This is a genomic window from Bacteroides sp. RTP21281st1_H5_RTP21281_210402, from assembly GCF_040918965.1.
In the GTDB taxonomy this organism is placed as follows: domain Bacteria; phylum Bacteroidota; class Bacteroidia; order Bacteroidales; family Bacteroidaceae; genus Bacteroides; species Bacteroides congonensis.
The window spans coordinates 183,842-204,847 of record NZ_JBCOWR010000007.1 but is presented as its reverse complement, the minus strand read 5'-3'; the positions used below and the strand labels follow the sequence as shown (position 1 = coordinate 204,847).

Sequence of the window (21,006 nt, the reverse complement as noted above, 5' to 3'; positions counted from 1 at the left end):
TCTAAAAAGGACGATGTATGGATATGGAACAGTTGTACAATTATGTGCCGCGTGAATTGGTTACTTTTATTCTGGTGACTTTGTTTTCTTTGCTAATCGGCCTCTCGCAGCGCCGGATCAGCTTGAAACGTGAGGGTGAAACCACTCTTTTCGGAACCGACCGTACATTTACTTTTATAGGTATTCTGGGTTATCTGCTCTATATATTGGATCCCACCGATATGCGTTTGTTTATGGGAGGTGGTGCAGTGTTGGGTTTGCTGTTGGGCTTAAACTATTACGTGAAGCAATCCCAATTCCATGTCTTTGGCGTTACCACTATTATTATTGCCTTGATTACTTATTGTATGGCTCCTATCGTAGCTACACAGCCTTCCTGGTTCTACGTTATGGTAATAGTGACAGTACTCCTATTAACTGAGCTCAAACATACTTTTACGGAATTCGCCCAACGGATGAAAAATGACGAAATGATTACGTTGGCAAAGTTCTTGGCCATCAGTGGTATTATATTGCCTATGCTTCCAAATAAGAATCTGATTCCCGATATAAATCTGACTCCTTATTCTATCTGGCTGGCAACAGTAGTAGTTTCCGGTATTTCTTATCTTTCGTATCTGTTGAAACGGTATGTATTCCATGAATCAGGTACTCTGGTTTCAGGTATTATTGGTGGATTGTACAGTAGTACGGCTACCATCTCCGTACTCGCCCGTAAGAGCCGGAAAGCTTCGGCGGAGGAAGCTACGGAATACGTTGCTGCCATGTTACTCGCTATTAGTATGATGTTCCTGCGTTTTATGATATTGATACTAATCTTTAGCAGAGAAATCTTTCTTGCCATTTATCCGTATCTGCTGATTATGTCGGTAGTGGCTGCTGTTGTAGGATGGTTTATTCATTCCCGGCAAAAACGTCCGAAAGGTCAGCCTGTCGATGAAGAAGATGATGACAGCAGCAACCCGCTAGAGTTTAAAGTGGCATTAATTTTTGCCGTACTCTTTGTTGTCTTTACTATTCTTACTCATTATACATTGGTCTATGCCGGTACAGGCGGATTGAACCTTCTTTCTTTTGTATCCGGTTTTAGCGATATCACTCCTTTCATATTAAACCTGTTGCAAAATACGGACACTGTCGCCGTACTGATTATTACGGCTTGTAGTATGCAGGCCATAATCAGTAATATATTGGTTAATATGCTCTACGCACTGTTTTTTGCCGGAAAGGGAAGCAAACTTCGTCCTTGGATTTTGGGAGGATTCGGTGTCGTGATTGGTTGTAACCTTGTTTTATTACTATTCTTCTATCTTTAAGAAAAATATTGCTATTCTGTTTGTTCTGCTAACTCATTTTCATTCTTGATATTATAACTTTTTGGGGGTAAATAGTACTAAAATAAGGAAGTTTGGACTTGTATTTTAAAATTCTTTATATTAAATCATCAATTTTATTTGTTATATTATGGCATTTGCCATACATTTGCGGTCAAAGTAGCATTGTATTAGGGAACAATGCGGACAAATAAACAAAAATAAGGGCGCAGACGCGAATTATGGGAAATGAGGGCGAACATAATGCTTTCCTTGTACAAGGGAAGCAAGTGTTATTTGTAGACAAGTACGTAAAGAAGGGGAAAAATTGTAGGATAAGAATACTGTCTTGTATTCTATTTTCTTTATTTTTCTTCACAGGAGTGGAGTGTTATGCTCAATCTCCGGCTATGCGTAAAAAGGCAGTAGAGAACAAGGATTCAATAATGCCTTTCAAGTCTCGACTGGCATTCAAGACGAATGCGGTCGACTGGCTTGTGCTATTACCTAATATTACTGCCGAATTTGATCTGTTCGGTTCTCCTTATAAACATTACACATTAAGCCTTGGTATAAAGGGTAATTGGAGTACTTCGCAGAATTACAAGCCTAGTATAGTATATAATCTGTTTGATACCCGCCTGGAATTTCGGAATTACTTCCGTACAACTCAGCGTAACTTCCACCATTTGGATTCAGCCAGTTTCTTTCAACGTTTAAAAGAAGAGGTGTTTACGATTAAGCGTTTCCACCCCCGTTATTGGCGTGCCTATTATTGGGGTGTATATGCCGATTATGCTAACTATAATTTTAAGTTCGGCAAACGTGGTATGCAGGGGTCTGCTCTAGGGTTTGGTGTATCGGGTGGTTTCAGCATTCCTCTATATGGTTATCGTGACAATTTTGTGGATCTGGAATTGGGAGCCAGCGTAGGGTTTGTCTATACTAAATATGATGCTTACCGACATGACGAGGAAAGTAATTGTTATCCCCGTTTACCTGAAAAGAGTAAGGGAGGACATCTGGTTCCATTCCCGGTCGTTAGTGACTTGCGTGTAGCGTTTGTCTATCGTTTCTCGACTTCTGTCAAGAATAAATATAAACTGATTGATTACGATAAGATTAATGCCCGTACGGAAGCCAAGCGGCAGAAACAATTGAGGCGTGACTCGATAAGTGAAGCCAGGACAAAGAACAGGGAGTTGAAAAAGTTACAGAAAGATTCTTTGAATCTGGCTAAGGACTCTTTATCACAAATAAAGGATTCACTGAAGAAACAGGAGAAATTGATGAAGGACTCTTTGGAGCAAGTTCGCAAACTTGATAAAGAACAGGCTAAATTAATGAAAGACTCTTTGGAACAAGTTCAGAAATTGGAGAAGGAGCAAGCTAAGCTAATGAAAGATTCTTTGGAAAACGTTGCCAAAGAGGAAAAGAAACGTTCGAAAGAAAAGAAAAAAGATAAAAAACAGGAAGAAGGTGTGGAAACACCGGAGATAAAAGAACAATCCCCAGATGAACAGCAACCTGTTCAGGAGAAGCAGTCTACGGAGTCAGAGTCGTCTGACCCGCAGACTGTGACTCCACAATCTTCAGGAAGTCGGGAGGATAATCCGGAAATTACAAATGCGGGAGGTGAAGAATGATGAAAGTAACTACTATTATATATCAGGTCATATTTGCGTCGTTATTGCTGGTCGGTTGTACGAAGGTGGATTTATGTGATGAGGGAACGCATCCTCATGTGGTGGATGGCTTTTCTGTCACATATAATTGGAGTGATTTAAACTTGTCAGCAGCCGAAACACCTGAACGTCTGTATTTCGTGGCAACCCGTATTTTGAATACACGACATATGGTTTATCAAACGGATAAAGACGGGAGATTTTTGATCGAAAAGAGTAAAGATGAAGAACCGGGAACTACGCCTGGCGGTGACAGTTCTGAAACTCCCGGAGATGATTCTGTGACTCGTGACGATAGCGGAACTGAGACTCCTGACGGCGGTACAGAACCGACAGATGAATATCAACCGGATATCAAACTTCCTGGTGGAGAATACTTTATGATGGCTTTTACAGATCCGAAATATCCGAAGGTAAAAGTAACGAAGAAAGACGATAAAGGAAATGACTTGAAAGATAATGATGGTAAGGTTATACAGGTAGAAGAGGAAGACAAGAGAGTATCGCTGGTTGGTTTAGATGAGTTTAAAGCCGATGAAGCTATTCCGGTCAGGCAAGTTAAGATGCGCCATAAGGAAGTAGTACAGAAAGATGTAAGTAAAGAACTGGTAGACAATCGGAAATGGGCGGATTTAAATCCTGGAATCGGCTATGTAAAGGATGCTGGCCGTAGATTGCTGGTAGCTCGTCGTGACTATTTAGAATTGGATGCCGGGAAGAATTATATACAGCCTTTTGATTTTACATCTCTTACCCAACATGTTGATATCCAGTTCACAGTTCAATTAGCAGCAGATGAGAAGAATAATCAGTTAGCAGAGGATGATATTCAAGATATTTATGTAGAAATGGCTGGTATTGCGCCGGAAGTCTCTTTATCTACAGGTATTTTGAATATTGCAGAGTTGAAAAGGGTGATTGTAAAAGTGATTGAAAAAGAAGTTTCCCAATCTGCTGAAGGAGAAAAGCCTGTTGTAACTCTTTCATGCAAAGCGTCTTTAGAAGTATTCGGATTGATAGGCGGTGTGGATAGTTACACAATAACAGGGCCGGGCGTTTGCTGTATCGTTTTGTATGTGAAAACTCCTACAGATGTTCGGGCTATTCATGCGAAGTCCAATCTGTCAAAACAAATCAAAGAACAGGAGATTACGATGGAAACAGGACAGGTGAATGAGCGCAAGAAAGTGAAAGACCGGGCTGCGTTGAAGATTGAGACGCCTTTCCGTATTGTAGGATTAAACCCGGAAATGGGTAGTGACGGTGTATGTGGATGGGAAGTTGTAGGTGATATTCATGTAGACATATAATGGAATGATGAAAAAAGAGCAGATAATATATATGAAGATTAAGCACTGTTTATTGATCGGATTTTGTTCGATACTGTTGTTTAATTGTTCCGGAGATACATATGTAGGAGAACTGACGACAGATGACGATGCTCCCTTAGTGGAGCCGATTCCTATTGTATTGAGTTTAGGTATGTCTGATTTTGAGATATTGACACGCGGAAGTGGTGAGGTCAATAATGGCAATGATGCGAGTTTCTGGGACAATGTGAAATTCTATGTATATGCTTTTAATAAGGATTCGCAAACGGATTTGTCCAAACCCTGGAGTGAGACAAACCAGGATTTCTGCTTGTTGGATGGGCATAGAACCGGAGGAGCAAATGTACAGGTTTCTGAGCACGGGAAAGAAGTAGGCGTAAAGAAAGAAGATTCCAATTTAATGCTTTTCTATCCGGATGAGAATTCTCAGGAGATCTATTATAATATGAAGAATACGAATCAGCCTTATAACTTCTTTGCTTATTATTTGGATGATTGGATGGGTGAGTGCCATCGTGAGAAAGATCATATTTATTATGATGTCGAACTGGATGGACGCAGAGACTTCATGTCTTCTATGGCAGATCCTGAGACCCAGAAAGATAAATACAAAGATAATCCATATGGGGATAAAATTCTGGGGCGGGCATTTAGTGCATATTCTGCCAATCATGGACTAAATCCGGTATTTCAGTTTGAGCATCATTTGGTTCTTCTCCGGTTTGTGGTTTGTAGGCCAGATGGCGGTTCAAACCAGAATGGTAGTGACATACCTTCGTTGGATCAGACTTTGACAGTTAAAAAGATCGAGTTGAATTCAAAATATAAAGGACGGTTTACAGTAGCGGTAAGTGACCCTGATGCGGATGATATGACAAAGCCCAAGAGGGGGATATCTTTTGATAACGAGGATTATACTTCTTTTGAACTAAGAAAGAAAAACGGGGAACTCGTTGGAAATGCCGGATGGTGTTTGGTAGCTGATTGTCCTATCTATGAGAATGTGACGGATGATGATAAAAAACATTATCGTTATGTTCTTGATAAAGACAAAGATAACGACCGTGATAGTGGTACAAGTTTATTGGTGGCACCTGCTGATTCTTATCGGGCAAAAATTACTTTGAGTGCGGAACAGGGACTGGAAGGGGCGTTGTATACGGAAGTTGATGTAGAACTGGAAAATAAAAATGATAATGGAATTTTTAGTGCAGGGAAAGCGTATACTATTTACTTGACAATTAATAGTTTGTCAGATATTAAGTCTGAAGTTGAAAGTGGTGTTTGGACAAATGGAGGAGATATAAATATTAGCCCCGACGATGAATACAAGGATGAATAAAAAGTGAAACTTACATATTATTATTAATTTAAATTTGTGTGATTTATGAAACGATTTTTTCTTTATGCAATGGTGGCAGCCGGAGTGTTGGCATCTTGTTCGCAGAGCGAAAATGAGGGTGTACCGGGAAATGAACCTGTAGATTTGACACCTAGCGCAGATGCTATCTTACTTTCTGCCGCCGCTCCTTCTGTAACTGTTAATGCTACCAGAAGTGCCGGTACTATCGGAGGTGATGGTGCTACTATTTCTAATACATGGAGTGGGCAAAAATTGTATATCTATGCTTGCCAGAAGGATTCTAAGACAGGCATAACAATGAGCGATAGAATTGCAGACCTGAATACTTATGCTTTGCGTGATGAAGAGGGAACAGTTGGAACGGGTGATAAGATTTCAGGTGTTAAATGGAAAAATGACGAATCTCGTTATTTCCCACGTAGTGGCGCTTATGATTTCTTTGGTTATTATGGAGATGATGCTGTAACTGGAGAAGCAAGATCTGAGGCTATGAATGGTACAAACGTACTGTATAAATCTTTTGTGATTAATGGTTCTCAGGATTTGATGATTGCAAAAGCTGAACTTTCTGAAGCAGATAAGGCCAAACTTGATGCTGAAGATATAAATAAGGCATACAGTTCTTATACAGCTCGTAGAGAAGTTCAGCCCTCAATGAAGTTTGAACACTTGTTGACTCGTCTTGTATTCAACATCAAAGGTATGGGAAGTTCTAAACCTGAGAATGTGTATGTACAATCTATTAAAGTAAAATCAAAAACTACCGGAAAGTTGGTATTTGTATATGCTGCAGATGCAAATAAGGGTATCAAATGGGATGGAAATGATGAAGGCTCTTTATTGTCTCTTCAGGAAAGAAATGGTAATGTAATGCAGCTGTTAACAGATAAAACGTACTATGCTTCGGCAGCTGATGCGGCAACTCCGACTGCTGTAGGTGAAGCATTGTTAGTTGAACCGGGTGTTGAAACCTATGATATTGAAGTTGTTGTTAAACAGGAAATTGATGAATCAGGTAATACGGTGCCTGTTGAACAGCAGACAGAAACATACAAGTTGACTTTGAAAGCTAGTGATGTAACTAAAGATGGTGCTGCTGCCGGTATTACTACTTTCGCTGCATCTACTTCTTATAATGTCACAATTGCTGTTTATGGCATCAAGAAGATTGAGCTTAAAGCAGAACTTGGTGAATGGATAGATGGTGGTGATATCAATATCAATCCTGATGATACATTTACAGAATAATAATAAACTAAATATCTGAATATGAATAAAAAATATCTATTTATACTGGGAGCGGCTGCAATATTGGCAAGTTGCTCAAATAATGACGTGGTAGATCAAAAAGAAGAGGTTAATATTCCTTTTGACGGAGCAGTTTCATTGAATGCCGGTTCTAACATTTCTATTACTCAAACAAGAGCCGTTGTTAGTAAATGGCAGGATACTCCGATTCGTGTGTGGGGATTAGACAATGCAGGCTCCGGCTGGAATACAGCTTCCGGTAACTTGTTTTCACCGGCTAATTATGTGGATGGAAAAGTTGCAACGGACGGAAAGGTCAAACTGGGAGGTGACAATGATGTCTATTTTTATCCTTTGAATAGCGATGTGAATTTCTCATTCTATGCTTGTAGTCCGATTCCGACTAACCCATCCTTATCTTCCAATAATGCTACCGTTACTTATGAAGTTACTGGTAACAAAGATATTCTTTGGGGCGAAGCAATAGCTGAAGATGTGGATTCTGCTGACGGAAAAACTTACTCCGGCTATAATGCTCGTTATTTCCGTAAAGGCGGGGTAACACCTGAATTAAAGTTCAAGCACTTGCTGACCCAATTACAGCTTTTTGGAATAGGTGGAGATGAAGGTTTGCTTGAAAATGGTAAAGTATGGCCTGTGAGCATTAAGAATATAACTGTGACTTCTCAGAAAACAGCTTCTTTGGCTGTTGCCGGTGTCAATAAAGGAATTCTGACTGGTACAGGCGCTAATGAGGAAATTCCTGCATATTTTGGTGATAATAAGTATACAACAAATGTAGCTTTGGAAACGAAAACTGAAAAAGATGCAGGAAATGTAATGTTATTGCCTACAGCGTCCGGGTCTTATGTGCTTAATGTTACTTTGTCTGCAATGGTAAATGGTCAGGAAAGAACACAGACCAATGAGGTTACCATCACTTACAAAAATGCGGAAGGTCAGATTTCTCCGTTTGAAGCAGGTAAAGCTTATAAGGTTAAGTTGACAATTTACGGTTTGCGTGTAGTTGATATCAATGCTACATTGGAAGAATGGAAGGATGCAGACCAGACTATTGATCAGGAAGTAAACTAATTCTTATGAATAAATGGATGATAGCAGGCGTAGTGTTGTCGTTTTTATTGGCATCATGTAGTAAGGATGACGATAATACGCCTCAATCAGGAAATAATACTAATATAAATGGTGGAGCTGTAGTTTCTTTCAGCTCCAACATTTTCGCTTCTGTTGTGGTTGAGGTAACAGGGCCGGGTACTCGTGCACCGATAACTGCTTTTGAACCGAATGCACAGTTGGGCGTTTTTGGTATTCCTGCCATACAGGGTAATCATAATAGCGACTGTGACTTGTTCAATAAAAAAAATGAGAGTGATTTCCAGGCAAATTTATTTAATGCTTGTTACACGTATGTGCCAGGTTATGAAACGTTACAGACGGAGAAATTGGCAACTTTCCCTAATACGAGTAATGCGGGCTTGATGATGTATGGCTATTACCCTTATACGGAAGAAGCGGAATGGCGTGAAGTGAACAGAGTAGCACAATGGGCTATACCTTGGAAACTTACTCCGAGTGATATGTCCGAAACGAAAGACTATATGTTCACCGGTCAAACACCGACATGGTATTCAGAAGTGGGTACAAATCCGATAATGTTGAATTTCCAGCATGCATTCGGACGTTTGGATTTCAGTTTCTATTCTACCAGTAAGCAAGTATGTGATGCTGGATATCGAATCCAGTCAGTAACAGTGTATTGCAATACAGGTGAATCCGGTTGGATGGCTTTGACAGATGGTACACTTTCTTTTTCTCCTAAGGATTTGATTTGCCTTCATTCGACAAATAATGCCGGAATTACATACAATACTCCGGGAGAGTCTGTCGCAAAGTTTATGTTCCCGCCTGAACAAACCTTGATACAGAAAATCACCTGTCAGGTAAAAGATGGTGGTAACAATTTGCGTGAGTACACTATCTATGATTACAAGTATTATGGTTATGATATCTCAATAAAGAAAGGTAAGACTACATTAATGCGCATTAATTTCTTGCCTAAAGATGCCACGCTTTCCGGACCGGCTAATGTGGATTCTTGGACAGGAGGTAATACCGTAGACGAAAATGTAAAGTTACAATAACGACATGACACGAATCGTAAAATATCTATTCTCCTTTGTTTTTCTGCTTCTTGCAGGAGCGCAGAGCTTGTGTGCCCAGCAAGTGGCAGTAAAAACCAACGGCTTGTCACTATTGGCAGGAGTGCCCAATTTAGGATGCGAACTGGTAGTAGGTGAACGTTCCAGTATTGATTTAAGTGTTTACGGGGGATATAAACCTTATGGAACAGACATCAAAATCATTGGAGTGCAGCCCGAATATCGCTATTGGTTCAATGGTCGTCCTATGGTACGTGAATATATAGGTATATCTGCTTTAGGCGCAAGTTATGACATTCATTGGGGAAAACATATTTACGAAGGAGATGCAGTAGGAATCGGTATAACGATGGGATATTCGATGGCATTGGGAAAACGTTTTAACCTCGAGTTCTCGGCAGGTTTCGGAGCTGTCCATTTCTGGCACCAACAATACTTTGAGAATGATAACTTTGAGGATTATGCAATCAATAATCCGGGGAAGACGAATGCGCATGGATATAAGCTGTTTCCGGCCAAACTAGCAGTTTCTATTTCTTATATTATTAGGTAGAAAGTAAGATTGTGGATATGAAAGTAAGTTTGATAAGAATAAACAGAGCTATGAGAATAGCTTTTCTTTTGACCTGTTATTTGGCTGCTTGCATTCAGATGAATGCGCAGGCACCCAAGTTGGTAATGGGACGTGTGTTGGATAAAGAAGCATCAGAGAAGAAGAGAAAACCAGTCCCGTTTGATATCTCTTCTATTGGTGATATAAAGATTTACTACTTCAATACCGTTCAGGAAGGAAAAGATATGGAAGCCGCTTTGAATCAGGACAATATCAGCCTTACCCTTTCTGCCATGTATGAAGTGCCCGACGCTACGGGAGCTTATCAGATTACTTTGCCGGAAACCGGATCGTTGGTTATCAAAGTAAGTACGGCGCCTGCCGTGTTTGAAGCGATCAATGGACGGCGTGAGATTACTACATATGTAGACATGGGACACATGATTAGTCAGGTGACGGTAGTAGGACAACGCACAGAGGTCACGTCTATGCCCGAAACACCTGACCAGTATGGTGATATGATTATCCTGAACGGTGCAAAAGTCGCAGTTCCTCAGATGATTGGCAAAGATAATGCCCGGATGATCGTTCAACCATATGTAATAAATAACAGTAAAGGAAAGAAAGTGGAAATGTATCGATTGCCACGCGTGTATGATGGCGTTCAGTATGCACTGACGCAAGAAAGAAGGATGGGATATGACATACAACATGATTCACTGTTTAATTTTATAGTTGAGAATGAGCCGCTTTCTGCAGAGAAGGCTTCCTATATGTGGAATGACACAATCAAACTTTCCAATGCACAGGATAATTTCCAGGTATTAGCCCTCATGCAGATGGAGGACTATACACGTCCTTATTATGAACGCCTGTTGGAGCTTTCCACACGTAGCCCGAGACGTCCGTTACGCTTTCTGGAATATTCGCTTGACCAATATGAACTGGATCCTAAAAAATACGAAGAGAAACCGAAAGTGGAACGTCGGACCGGTGTGGAAGATATTTCTCTAAGTTTCTTGTTAGGAAAAGCAGAATTGGATCCTGAAGATCCTAACAATGAAATACAACTGGACAAACTGAAAGCGAAACTGTTGGAAGTAGTGAATGGAGAAAGTTCTACTTTGAAGGAACTCCATTTATATAGTGTATCATCTCCGGAAGGTTCTTATGCGTCTAATATGGCTTTATCCCAACGCCGTCTGGCATATGCCCGTTCGTTGGTTTATTCGGTTATTCCGGCTCGCACAATGCAGCGGCTATACACTTATACACCGAATGACTCACGAGTAGCTACCTGGTTGGAAGTTGCAGATTTATTGGAACAGGACACGCTGCCCGATGAAGCTGCCGCCATCCGCGAGATTGTCGAAAAATATCCGAAGAACCAGGACTTGCAGTATCGGCAAGTGGCTGCCCTGCCTTATTATAATACGATCATTAAGGCACATCTTCCAAAGTTGCGTTCAATGAAATGTGAATACACAGCCGAAATCTATCGTGCGCTGACAAAAGAAGAAATACTGAACCGTTATCAGAATGATCCTGATTATCGTTCGGGAAAGAAGAATTTCGCCTTATATGAATATTGGCACTTGTTTAACATGGTGAAAGACCCCAAAGAGTTGGAGGAACTTTACCGTCGTGCATACAACTATTCTAAAGAATTGACTAACGGAAAGCCGTGGGTGTTGGCTGCGAATAATCTGGCAGTATCTTATTTGAAACGTGATACGGTCGATACGGAAGTCCTAAGGCCATTGGTTGACTTTTCCGTGAGAGGCTGCAACGTGGAGCGTACTTTTGACGGACGAGTGATTGGTGTAGATAATGTGGAAGAAGTAGTAGCCAATCAGTTGGCTATGTATCTTAAAAAGGGAGACTTCTCCGAAGCCAGCCGTTTGGCTCAGTTATTGCCTGATAGTGAAAAGAACAAAAAGATAAAAGCATTTGCTTTCTGTTTGGGTGGATATTATAAGGTAACCAGCGGATTGAATGATGCGGAAATAGCTCGGCGTCTCGAAACATTCGAACTGGTTAGAAACAGTTCACCTATCAATAATGTAGTGATGTGTCTGGCGATGAAAACACATGCATGGAATGAAAAGGCGGAGAAAGCATTGGAAGATTTACCTGCGGACGATCCGAAAACACTCTATCTGAAAGCAGTCCTTTATTGCCGGAAAGGTGACTTTTTTGCCATGCAGGCAGAAGAGGCTCTGACGAATTGTTTCAAAAAAGACAGCAGCTATATCTCGATAGCCGAATGGGATGGGGATATTAGTGAAGACTGTTTCAAATATGCCAAGATGGGTTATGAAGACGAAATGGCTACAGGAGGAAATGAGTAGCTTAAATAGATAAATAATGGTGATGAAAAGATATATATTGACGTATGTTTGTTGTGGAATGCTTGCCGGAAGTGTAATGGCTCAGCAACAGGATTCCATTGCAAAAATGCGAGATGCCGCTGCTGCCCAGGATTCCGCAATGCAACGAAGAAGTCAGGCGGATACAGCCTATCGTGTGAAGTACAACGCTCTGAAATATTCGATGCAGAAACGTTATCAACCTCAAGGCAGGGAGTTTGTCAATAAAAAGTTCCTTGACAACTTCTTTGTAAGTTTCTGGGGCGGATACAACCGTATTATTCCCCAAGGTGGGATGAATCTTTCCGGCGGACCGGAAATCGGATTGTCCGTATCAAAATTCTTTTCTCCCAAGAACGGGGTACGGTTGTATGGGAACTGGCAGTCTGCTAACCGGCAGAGTGATAATGAGAAATGGACTAACTATACTTTCGGCGTAGATCATATATTTAATCTGAGTACTGCCCTTGCCGGCTATAATCCTTATCGTATGCTAGAACTCTCTACGGTAGAGGGACTTGGAGTCCATCTCGCTTCTTTGGCTGGAGAGAAACAGAAAGCAGCCGATTTTCATCTGGGATTGCAAATGAAAATATCTACCGGGACCCGTCTGGATGTGTTTATGGAGCCGGGAATCTCTTTTTATACAGATGGAATTGATATTTCCGGAAACAATAACTCGCATGGCTATGATATCGGTTTCAACGCCCGGGTGGGTATGAATTATCGTTTAGGAACTTTTACCCCGCGTGGAAGTACGGAAGCTGGGGATGAGAACTTTCTGGATAATACATTTATCAGTGCGGGGATGGGTTTGCAGGCACAGAATTCCTCATTGGCCAGAGAGCAAGGACTGTTAGGCTCTACAGGCCCTATCTTTAGTGTGGCGGCAGGTAAGTGGTTTCTTGATTTGTTTGGTTTCCGCCTATCTGCATTCGGCTCTTATGATGTGTGGAAGGCAAATCAGAAGACCGGAATTGACAGAATGACCTTGTATGCAGGTGGACGGGCTGAAGTAATGCTGAATCCTTTCGCCTTTTTCAAGAAAGATGTGCGCTCGATGAAATGGGGAATTGTCCCGATGTTTGGTGTTGAACTTGGAATGATGAAAAAGCAGGATGAACGCGAACTTGTATCCAAATCGTACACCGGAATGACTGGTGGACTTCAATTCAAGTACTACCCGACGGAGAATCTCGCTTTCTTTGTAGAACCCCGTATGTCATTCGTACCTTATACATTTACGGAGAAAACAATTTCCGGAAAAGTGAATGAATATTCTTTCATGGATAAATTGATGAATGTAAGTGTAGGTGTTGAATTACGTCGCCCTACTCGTTCGCAATGGCAACAGTTGGCAAAACTGAGAGGTGATTTTACACCTTATTATTATACTTCCTATGCTGTCGGCATGACAATGCCGCAGCAATTGAACCGTCCTACTTCACGACGTCCGGGATTTATAATCGGAGCTGCAGTCGGACGTCAGTTCAGTTCACTTTCCGGAGTGCGCTTGGGGCTTGATTTTAACAATGCGGCTACCCGTATGGCAGATGACAAGACTGACCGTTATACTTTTACGAGCCTTTCTTTGGATTATATGTTTGATATATCTAATTGGGTGATAGGCTACGACCCGGAACGCAAGTTCGGTACGGAAGTCTTTGGCGGGCCGGTCATCACCCGTTGCTTTGAACCCGGTAAAACATATGTAGGAGGAGAAGGTGGTGTACGTCCTTATTGGAGACTGGGCGAACAGTTTGATATTTTTGCAGAGTCTAAGCTACGCCTTTATACGAAACGCTATATGAATTCCCGGGGAGGGGCGAAAGGGACTCCTTTGCAACTATCTTTTGCTCTAGGAACATCTTATCGATTTAATCCGATTCTACGTAAGAATTTGACGGAGAGTGGATTCGGTGACGGTACAATCTGGGGAAATACATTTATTAGTGGCGGAGTCGGCTTCCAGTCGTTGGTTGGCTCAAATCGTTCTATGGATGCTTTAGCTTCGGCAGGTCCGACAATGAGTGTATCTGTCGGTAAGTGGCTGTTGCCCTTTTGGGGACTGCGTTTCTCTGGTTTTGCCGGAATCAGCAGTTGGGGGCAGGCTTTGAGTGAATATGGAATCCTTTCCGACAAGCGGACGATGCAAGGTGGAATACGGGTGGAGAGTATGTTTGATATCCTTTCTTTCTGGAAGTATGATAAAGAGCGGCGATGGGGGATTGTCCCGATGCTTGGTTTGGAACTGGGAAAAGTCCGGAGACAGAGCGAGAAGATTAAAGTTAGTGCTGCGGGAGCCGCATATGCAGGTATAACAGCCGGCTTACAATGCAAATATTACGTATCTGACGCTATGGCATTGTTTATAGAACCTCGCTTCTCTCGTGTACCTTATTCTTATAGAGACATAAACGTAGAAAATAATTATGTAGGTCCGCGTACTCCGGCAGCGGATAATGTAATGAGTGTTCAGATAGGATTGGAATTCCGTCGCGCCGGTGGCAGGACGTTGAAGGAGTTGGCAGTGCTTAGAAAAGAATTTGAACCTTACTACTTTGCTTCGTGGAATGTAGGCGCCAATATGCCCGTTCATCGTGTGAAGTATGATTCGGGTACGGGACTTGGAGTATTGATAGGTGTATCGGGCGGACGTCAGTTCTTTCCATGTTCCGGAGCACGGGTTGGTTTGGATTATACAGCTTTGCCGGGTAGAAACGGTGCAGATGCGCGTAAATTGATTAGTGTTTCGGCCGATTACCTCTTTGACATCACTCATTTTATGGGTGGTTATAATCCTGAACGCAAATTTGGAGTAGAGATTTTGGCAGGTCCGGTACTGGCTTTTGGTTCAGAACCTAATAAGACAACCTTTGGTCTGGAAGGCGGCTTGCATTGTTATTATAAATTAATTAAAGGATTCGGAGTCTTTGCGGAACCTCGCCTGCGATATTATTTCAAGGATATCTTTGCAGGTGGCGACTTGACCCCTGTACATGCTGCGTTTTCGGTGGGGACTTCTTATCGATTCTGAAAGAAATCTGATTTTATCTACATATTCTTATTATACTAAAGCATCCCTATCTGCGATTGAGAAGATAGGGATGTTTAGAATAATATCATAGAAAATTAAATGTTTTACCAAGCCCAATCACTTTCTTTGTAGCTTCTTTCAACCTCAGATTCAATATTGTCAGGTAAATTGTGATAGAAATCAATACCGGTTATACTTTCTAATTCATCAATGGATTTGGCGCATTGTTTTATATTTTTTGATTTATCATATGTATGCTCTATGTAAAATCCTATTGCCTTATATTGTCCATTTTTATAAGATAGAATTGTAGAGAAGTAGTATTTAGGTATTTGTACTCCGTTCTTGCCCGTTGCGAGGATTGCATAATCTATAGAAGTTCCTTTTACAATATAAGTTGTATCCTGAGAATTAGATACTTTCCCCCACTCTTGTACTTTATTCTCTATAGCATCCCAAGTGCTGCCACCTTGGTTAAACCCGCTTATTAATTGTGGACTAATGTTAGAGTAATAAAAGGTTTGACTGTTTGCTTCACGATTATATAATCTATCGCTTGAGGCAACCATATGTCCTCTATTATATGGTTCATAGTAGTCACTTCGATCAGTTCTGTATTGCGCTGGAATGTTGGAATCTGTTTGATAGGCATCTTTGCGGTCTACATTCTTTTGAGAAGTTACATTGTCGAAGGTAAATGCTACCCATCGTACATGCTTTTTCGTACAGTCATATTCATAACTGTATGTGACAGTTTCTTTGCCATTGACTTTGGTAGTCCATGTATGAAATATATTCATACTTCCACCCTTTAATACAGGAATCTCAATTCTTCCTGCATATCCCGAAGGTCTTTCCGGATCCGGATCGGGGTCTGGATCTGGGTTTGGATCTGGATCAGGATTAGAACCGTTGCCAGCCAACTGCTTGATGGTGAATGTTGCCTTCTCTTTTCCTGAAGTTATTGTAATAGTTACATTACGTTCTGCACTGGTATTTGCTTTTATGTAGCCACTGATCGCCCCGTTTCCGCTACCGGATGTCCTACTTAATGTACACCATGTCTCACTACTTGAAGCGTCCCACGTTCCGCTTGCTTTTACTCGAATGATAAATCCACCACCGTTGGCATTGATTTGTGTTTGGTCAATGGAGGCGATACCTTGATTGGTATTACCCGGATTTTCTGGTAGGTCCGGAATATTCTGTTCGCTACAAGATACAACTGTGCTACAAACTATGAACAGAATAAATAGTTTAAATAATCCTTTTGTCATTTTACTTCTTTAATTAAATAAATTATGGTAGGTAAGTGATCGCTATATCCGTTTAGCCATACACCACCTGCTTGCGTTCGTTTTGGATATCCTTTATATTTCCCTTCTTTTTGGAACATGAAATCCCGACGGAAAATTTCATGTTTATAGTATTTCAATGAACTACGGTCGTTACCTAACAGATTTCCAGTAAATACAATTTGGTCAAATAAGTTCCATTTACCTCTATACATTAATGTTCCGTAGCCTTTTTTCAGTGTATCCCACCATGGATTGTATAAATCCCCCGGACCAACATCTGCCGGTTTCCTCTTGGCTCCAAGTGCCACAGCCATACTTTTGTCCATCGGGTCATCATTCATGTCTCCCATGATAACCACTTTTGCAGCAGAGTCCTCTCTTAGTAAGGAATCTTTTATTGCTCTGACTTGCTCACCCGCACGTTCGCGAGCAGCAGACGCAGCAGCGCGTGAAGGCCAATGGTTGACAATAAAATGCATTTTTTCTCCAGCTATATAACCGCTGGCAATAAGGAAGCCGCGTGTTTTATGTACTGTATCATTTATATATACATATGGAACGAGTTTGCTGTTTGAGAGTTCAAATAATTTCGGGTTGTAGAAGAATGCGCAATCTACGCCACGCTTGTCTTCGCCCTCATAATGAATATACTTATAATCTCTATCAGCTAAAGCAGGCTGTTTCAGAATATCTTCCAAAACTCTGTAGTTCTCGATTTCAGATACACCGATAATGGCAGGTCCCATTGGTAGCTTGTCCGTTGAAAGTTTACTTAAAATTTCCGACATATTCTTCAGCTTTGCCTTATATTTCATCGAATTCCATTGGTTCGTTCCATTGGGCAAATACTCATAGTCGTTCTTACCTTCATCATGGATTGTGTCGAATAAATTCTCCATGTTGTAGAAAGCTACACTGTAGAGGGCATATTTCTTTTCTTGTCCATAAGCCATTAGGACAAAAAAGACAAGTAGGCCGAGAGTCATTAAGTTTTTTTTCATCTTTAAAATTGATTTTAAAAGTGGGTAATTTGACATTCGTATGACAAATATCTAAAAAGAAAACGGAAAAACCGCCTATTGCAGTGACTTTTTTCGAAAAAAACATTGTTATTCATAAAATTCTTTGTTATTTTGCGTAACAGCTTATTTCATTTGTATTGCAAAATGAAAGACCAATTAACATTAATATAAATTAAATTATGAAACAACGACTAGGGTTAGCGATCGTGCTATTTTGCTTAACACCAGCACTTTTGGCTCAGCAAAAGGCGAAGCAAAATGCCCGTGAAGACAATGCTTCTTTCATGTTTACAGAATCACAATTGAACGAAGATGATGATGCAGCTCAGAGTACCTCTGCGTTAGTCACTTCCAACAATGATGTTTATCTGTCAAATGTAGGTTATCTGTTTAGCCCGATGAGATTTCGCGTAAGGGGATATGATTCCCAGTATAGCGATATGTACATCAATGGGGTACAATTCAATGATGTAGAAACAGGACGTTTCAGCTACGGATTAATCGGGGGATTAAATGACGCGACCCGTAATAAAGAAGGTATCGGTCCTTTTGAAGTCAATAATTTTACTTTTGGAGCGATAGGGGGAGCTACTAATATTAATTTACGTGCGAGTCAGTATGCTGCCGGTTCAAAACTCACATTATCAGGTAGTAACCGTAATTACATTTTGCGTGGAATGTACACTTATTCCACAGGTTTGATGAACAATGGCTGGGCGTTTACCGGTTCATTGGGATATCGTTGGGGAAATGAAGGTAATATTGAAGGTATTAAGTATAACTCTTTCTCTTATTTTCTTGGTGCAGAGAAAGTATTTAATGAACGCCACAGTCTTTCTTTAGCTACATGGGGAACACCTACAGAGAGAGGTCAACAAATGGCAGCTACTGAAGAAGCTTATTATTTAGCCAATAGCCATTATTACAATCCGAACTGGGGGTATCAAAATGGTGAGAAACGAAATGCACGTATTGTGCGTCAGTTTGAACCATCGGCTATTGCTTCTTGGAACTTCAATATTGATGATAATAAGAAATTGGTGACAAGTGCCGGATTCAAGTATTCTAATTATGGCAAGAGTGCTTTGGGGTGGAATGGTAATGCAGCAGACCCACGTCCGGATTATTATAAAAAGTTGCCTAGTTCTATTTTTGATGTATGGGAATCAGTTCCTACTCCTGACGAGTTGCAGCAATTTAATGAAGTAACTGATAACTGGAAGAATAATAAGGCTTATCGTCAATTGGATTGGGATGCTCTTTATTTTGCCAATAAACAAGCCAATTCATTGGGTAAGGAAGCGCTCTATTATGTAGAAGAACGTCATGACGACCAGTTAGCATTCAACTTCAACTCAGTATTCAACCATCAATGGAACGAACGTAACAGTTATGTTGCAGGAATCGCGGTGAATACAACGAAAGGTATGCACTATAAAAAAATGAAAGATTTGTTGGGTGCACAACTTTATACAGATGTTGATAAGTTTGCAGTGCGCGATCATGGTGCAAGTTCTACTATGGTACAGAATGACCTCGATAATCCGAACCGTCGTATCGGTGAAGGCGATAAGTTTGGTTACAATTATAATATTTATGTAAATAAACAGAGTGCTTGGATACGCTATCAAGGAAACAATGCCGGTTCGCTCAATTATTTTGTATCCGGTAAGATTGGGTCTACACAAATGTTCCGTGACGGACAAATGAGAAACGGACGTGCTCCATTGAAGTCATTGGGTAGCAGCGGTACTGCCAAGTTCTTGGAAGGGGGAGTGAAAGCCGGATTAAGCTGGGCTATCAATGGCAACCATTCGTTTACATTGAATGCAGGATATGAAGATCGTGCACCGCTTGCCTATAACTCTTTCATTGCTCCGCGTATTAAGAATGATTTTGTGAAAGATTTGAAAACAGAACGTATTTTCGGTGGTGATCTGACTTACAATTTCAATACTTCATGGGTAATGGGACGTTTAACCGGTTATTATACACGCTTCCAGAATCAGGTGGAAATGGATGCATTCTATAATGACAGTGAAGCACGTTTCACTTATCTTTCTATGAACGGTATTGAAAAGGAGCATTGGGGGATAGAAGCGGCAGCTACATTTAAGCTGACAAGTGAACTTTCATTAACCGCTATTGGTACTTGGAGTGATGCTAAATATACAAACAATCCTGATGCTGTGTTGACATACGAGAGTGAAAATGAGTCAAATCTTGATCGTGTTTATGCAAAAGGTCTGCATGCTAATGGAACACCGTTGTCTGCTTATAGCCTTGCCCTGGATTATAACATAAATGGTTGGTTCTTCAACCTGACAGGTAATTACTATGATCGTGTATACATTGACTTCTCAAGCTATCGTCGCCTTGGAAGTGTTTTGGATAAGAACGGTGCAGGTGTAGATGCTAACGGTAATCCGGTTCTTAATGTTCCGGGACAGGAAAAACTGGACGGAGGATTTATGCTTGATGCTTCTATCGGGAAATTTATTCGTTTGCGTAATGGCAAGAGTATTAGCCTTAACCTGAGTCTGACTAATATCTTGAATAATACAGATCTCCGTACAGGTGGCTTTGAACAAAACCGTGATGATAATTACAAAGACGGTGACGCGCGTATCTACAAGTTCTCTAAGAACTCCAAGTATTTCTATGCATTCCCGTTCAATGCTTTCTTGAATATTGGTTATAGATTTTAAGAATGTGTAGTTATCAATCCAAAACAAAAAGAAAGGAAGAAACGATTATGAAGAAATTACTATCTATATTATGTACCGGATTGCTGTTATGTGGTACAGTTCTTACTTCTTGCGAGAACTATGATGACCCGGTAACAGGTAATGCCTATGGCAATAATTCTATTCCGGAAGGGCGCACGATTTCAATCGCTGCGTTGAAAGAAAAATATAATGACTTTATTGATACGAGTAAAGATACTTATACTACTATTGAAGGTGAAACCCGTATTGAAGGTGTAATTACCTGTGATGACGAGAGTGGTAATCTGTACAAGAAGTTGGTCGTGGCAGACGAAACAGGTGCTATTGTTATTGGCGTTAATGCAACCGGCTTGTATGCATTTTGTCCGGTAGGTCAGAAAGTGGTAATCGATTGCAAGGGTTTACAGATAGGTAGTTACCGTAAGCAGGCGCAAATTGGTACTGTTTATAATAACTCAGTTGGACGTATGCCCGAGTATGTATGGAAGCAGCATGTTCGTCTGATTAATGAACCGAAGTTGTATTATGAGGAATTGAAACCGATTGAGGTTAGTACGCCTGCTGAGCTTGCTGCTATTGATTTGAAGGCAGCGCCGGTATTGGTTACTTTTAAAAACGTAAAGCTTTCCGAAGCAGACGGAACGGCAACCTACGCTCCTGGCGATGAAGGTTCCGTAAAGCGTTATTTCACTTATGCTGATGGTACAGAGAGTGGAAGTAACTTGTTCCTTTATACTAGTGCTTACGCAAACTTCTCAATGGAGGTAATGCCACAAGGTAGTGTGAATATTACAGGTATTTTGTTACGTTACAATAACCAGTGGGAGGTTGTTGTTCGTACTTTAAGCGATATCAAACGAAATAATTAATTCAATTAA

Annotated in this window: 14 protein-coding genes; 12 read left to right on the top strand and 2 right to left on the bottom strand. The window is 40.8% G+C overall.

Annotated elements, in window-relative coordinates; all coding sequences use genetic code 11:
- Positions 1-23: 23 nt before the first annotated feature.
- The 10 genes from AB5443_RS12490 (at position 24) to AB5443_RS12445 (ending at position 15,079) form a co-directional block, all read left to right on the top strand.
- A complete protein-coding gene (locus AB5443_RS12490) occupies positions 24-1,316 on the top strand; it encodes a DUF4010 domain-containing protein (RefSeq protein ID WP_073347405.1) in 1,293 nt (430 codons plus the stop codon).
- A 407-nt stretch (positions 1,317-1,723) separates the two neighbouring features.
- Positions 1,724-2,959: a DUF3575 domain-containing protein gene (locus AB5443_RS12485; RefSeq protein ID WP_368113642.1), complete on the top strand. Its 1,236-nt coding sequence runs from the start codon at positions 1,724-1,726 to the stop codon at positions 2,957-2,959.
- A complete protein-coding gene (locus AB5443_RS12480) occupies positions 2,956-4,308 on the top strand; it encodes a hypothetical protein (protein ID WP_368113640.1) in 1,353 nt (450 codons plus the stop codon). The genes AB5443_RS12485 and AB5443_RS12480 overlap by 4 nt, the downstream gene beginning before the upstream one ends.
- Positions 4,309-4,339: 31 nt before the next feature.
- Positions 4,340-5,671 (top strand): hypothetical protein, encoded by a 1,332-nt coding sequence (locus AB5443_RS12475; RefSeq protein ID WP_368113639.1) that lies wholly within the window; start codon positions 4,340-4,342, stop codon positions 5,669-5,671.
- A 45-nt stretch (positions 5,672-5,716) separates the two neighbouring features.
- Entirely contained in the window at positions 5,717-6,940 is a 1,224-nt protein-coding gene (locus AB5443_RS12470; protein WP_368113637.1) for a fimbrillin family protein, read from the top strand.
- 21 nt (positions 6,941-6,961) lie between these two features.
- Positions 6,962-8,035, top strand: a complete 1,074-nt coding sequence (locus AB5443_RS12465; RefSeq protein WP_022139016.1) for a fimbrillin family protein — start codon at positions 6,962-6,964, stop codon at positions 8,033-8,035.
- 5 nt (positions 8,036-8,040) lie between these two features.
- Positions 8,041-9,102 (top strand): fimbrillin family protein, encoded by a 1,062-nt coding sequence (locus tag AB5443_RS12460; RefSeq protein WP_368113635.1) that lies wholly within the window; start codon positions 8,041-8,043, stop codon positions 9,100-9,102.
- Between the two features lie 4 nt (positions 9,103-9,106).
- Positions 9,107-9,673, top strand: a complete 567-nt coding sequence (locus AB5443_RS12455) for a DUF3575 domain-containing protein (protein WP_073346795.1) — start codon at positions 9,107-9,109, stop codon at positions 9,671-9,673.
- 50 nt (positions 9,674-9,723) lie between these two features.
- Positions 9,724-12,024, top strand: a complete 2,301-nt coding sequence (locus tag AB5443_RS12450; protein ID WP_022139019.1) for an rSC complex Rsc14/Ldb7 subunit superfamily — start codon at positions 9,724-9,726, stop codon at positions 12,022-12,024.
- Between the two features lie 22 nt (positions 12,025-12,046).
- A complete protein-coding gene (locus AB5443_RS12445) occupies positions 12,047-15,079 on the top strand; it encodes a hypothetical protein (RefSeq protein WP_368113633.1) in 3,033 nt (1,010 codons plus the stop codon).
- 104 nt (positions 15,080-15,183) lie between these two features.
- On the opposite strand, the gene AB5443_RS12440 is transcribed toward AB5443_RS12445, so the two are convergent.
- Together AB5443_RS12440 and AB5443_RS12435 are read right to left on the bottom strand one after the other, a co-directional pair.
- Positions 15,184-16,356: a DNA/RNA non-specific endonuclease gene (locus tag AB5443_RS12440; protein ID WP_022139021.1), complete on the bottom strand. Its 1,173-nt coding sequence runs from the start codon at positions 16,354-16,356 to the stop codon at positions 15,184-15,186.
- Complete coding sequence (locus AB5443_RS12435; RefSeq protein WP_022139022.1) at positions 16,353-17,378, bottom strand: endonuclease/exonuclease/phosphatase family protein; 1,026 nt, start codon at positions 17,376-17,378, stop codon at positions 16,353-16,355. Before AB5443_RS12435 ends, AB5443_RS12440 begins: the two co-directional genes overlap by 4 nt.
- Positions 17,379-17,578: 200 nt before the next feature.
- On the opposite strand from AB5443_RS12435, the gene AB5443_RS12430 reads away from it, so the two are divergent.
- Positions 17,579-20,107, top strand: a complete 2,529-nt coding sequence (locus AB5443_RS12430) for a TonB-dependent receptor (protein WP_022139023.1) — start codon at positions 17,579-17,581, stop codon at positions 20,105-20,107.
- Positions 20,108-20,154: 47 nt separating this feature from the next.
- The gene (locus AB5443_RS12425; protein ID WP_073346792.1) at positions 20,155-20,997 is read left to right on the top strand and encodes a DUF5689 domain-containing protein; all 843 of its coding nucleotides are present in this window, start codon (positions 20,155-20,157) and stop codon (positions 20,995-20,997) included.
- Positions 20,998-21,006 lie beyond the last annotated feature (9 nt).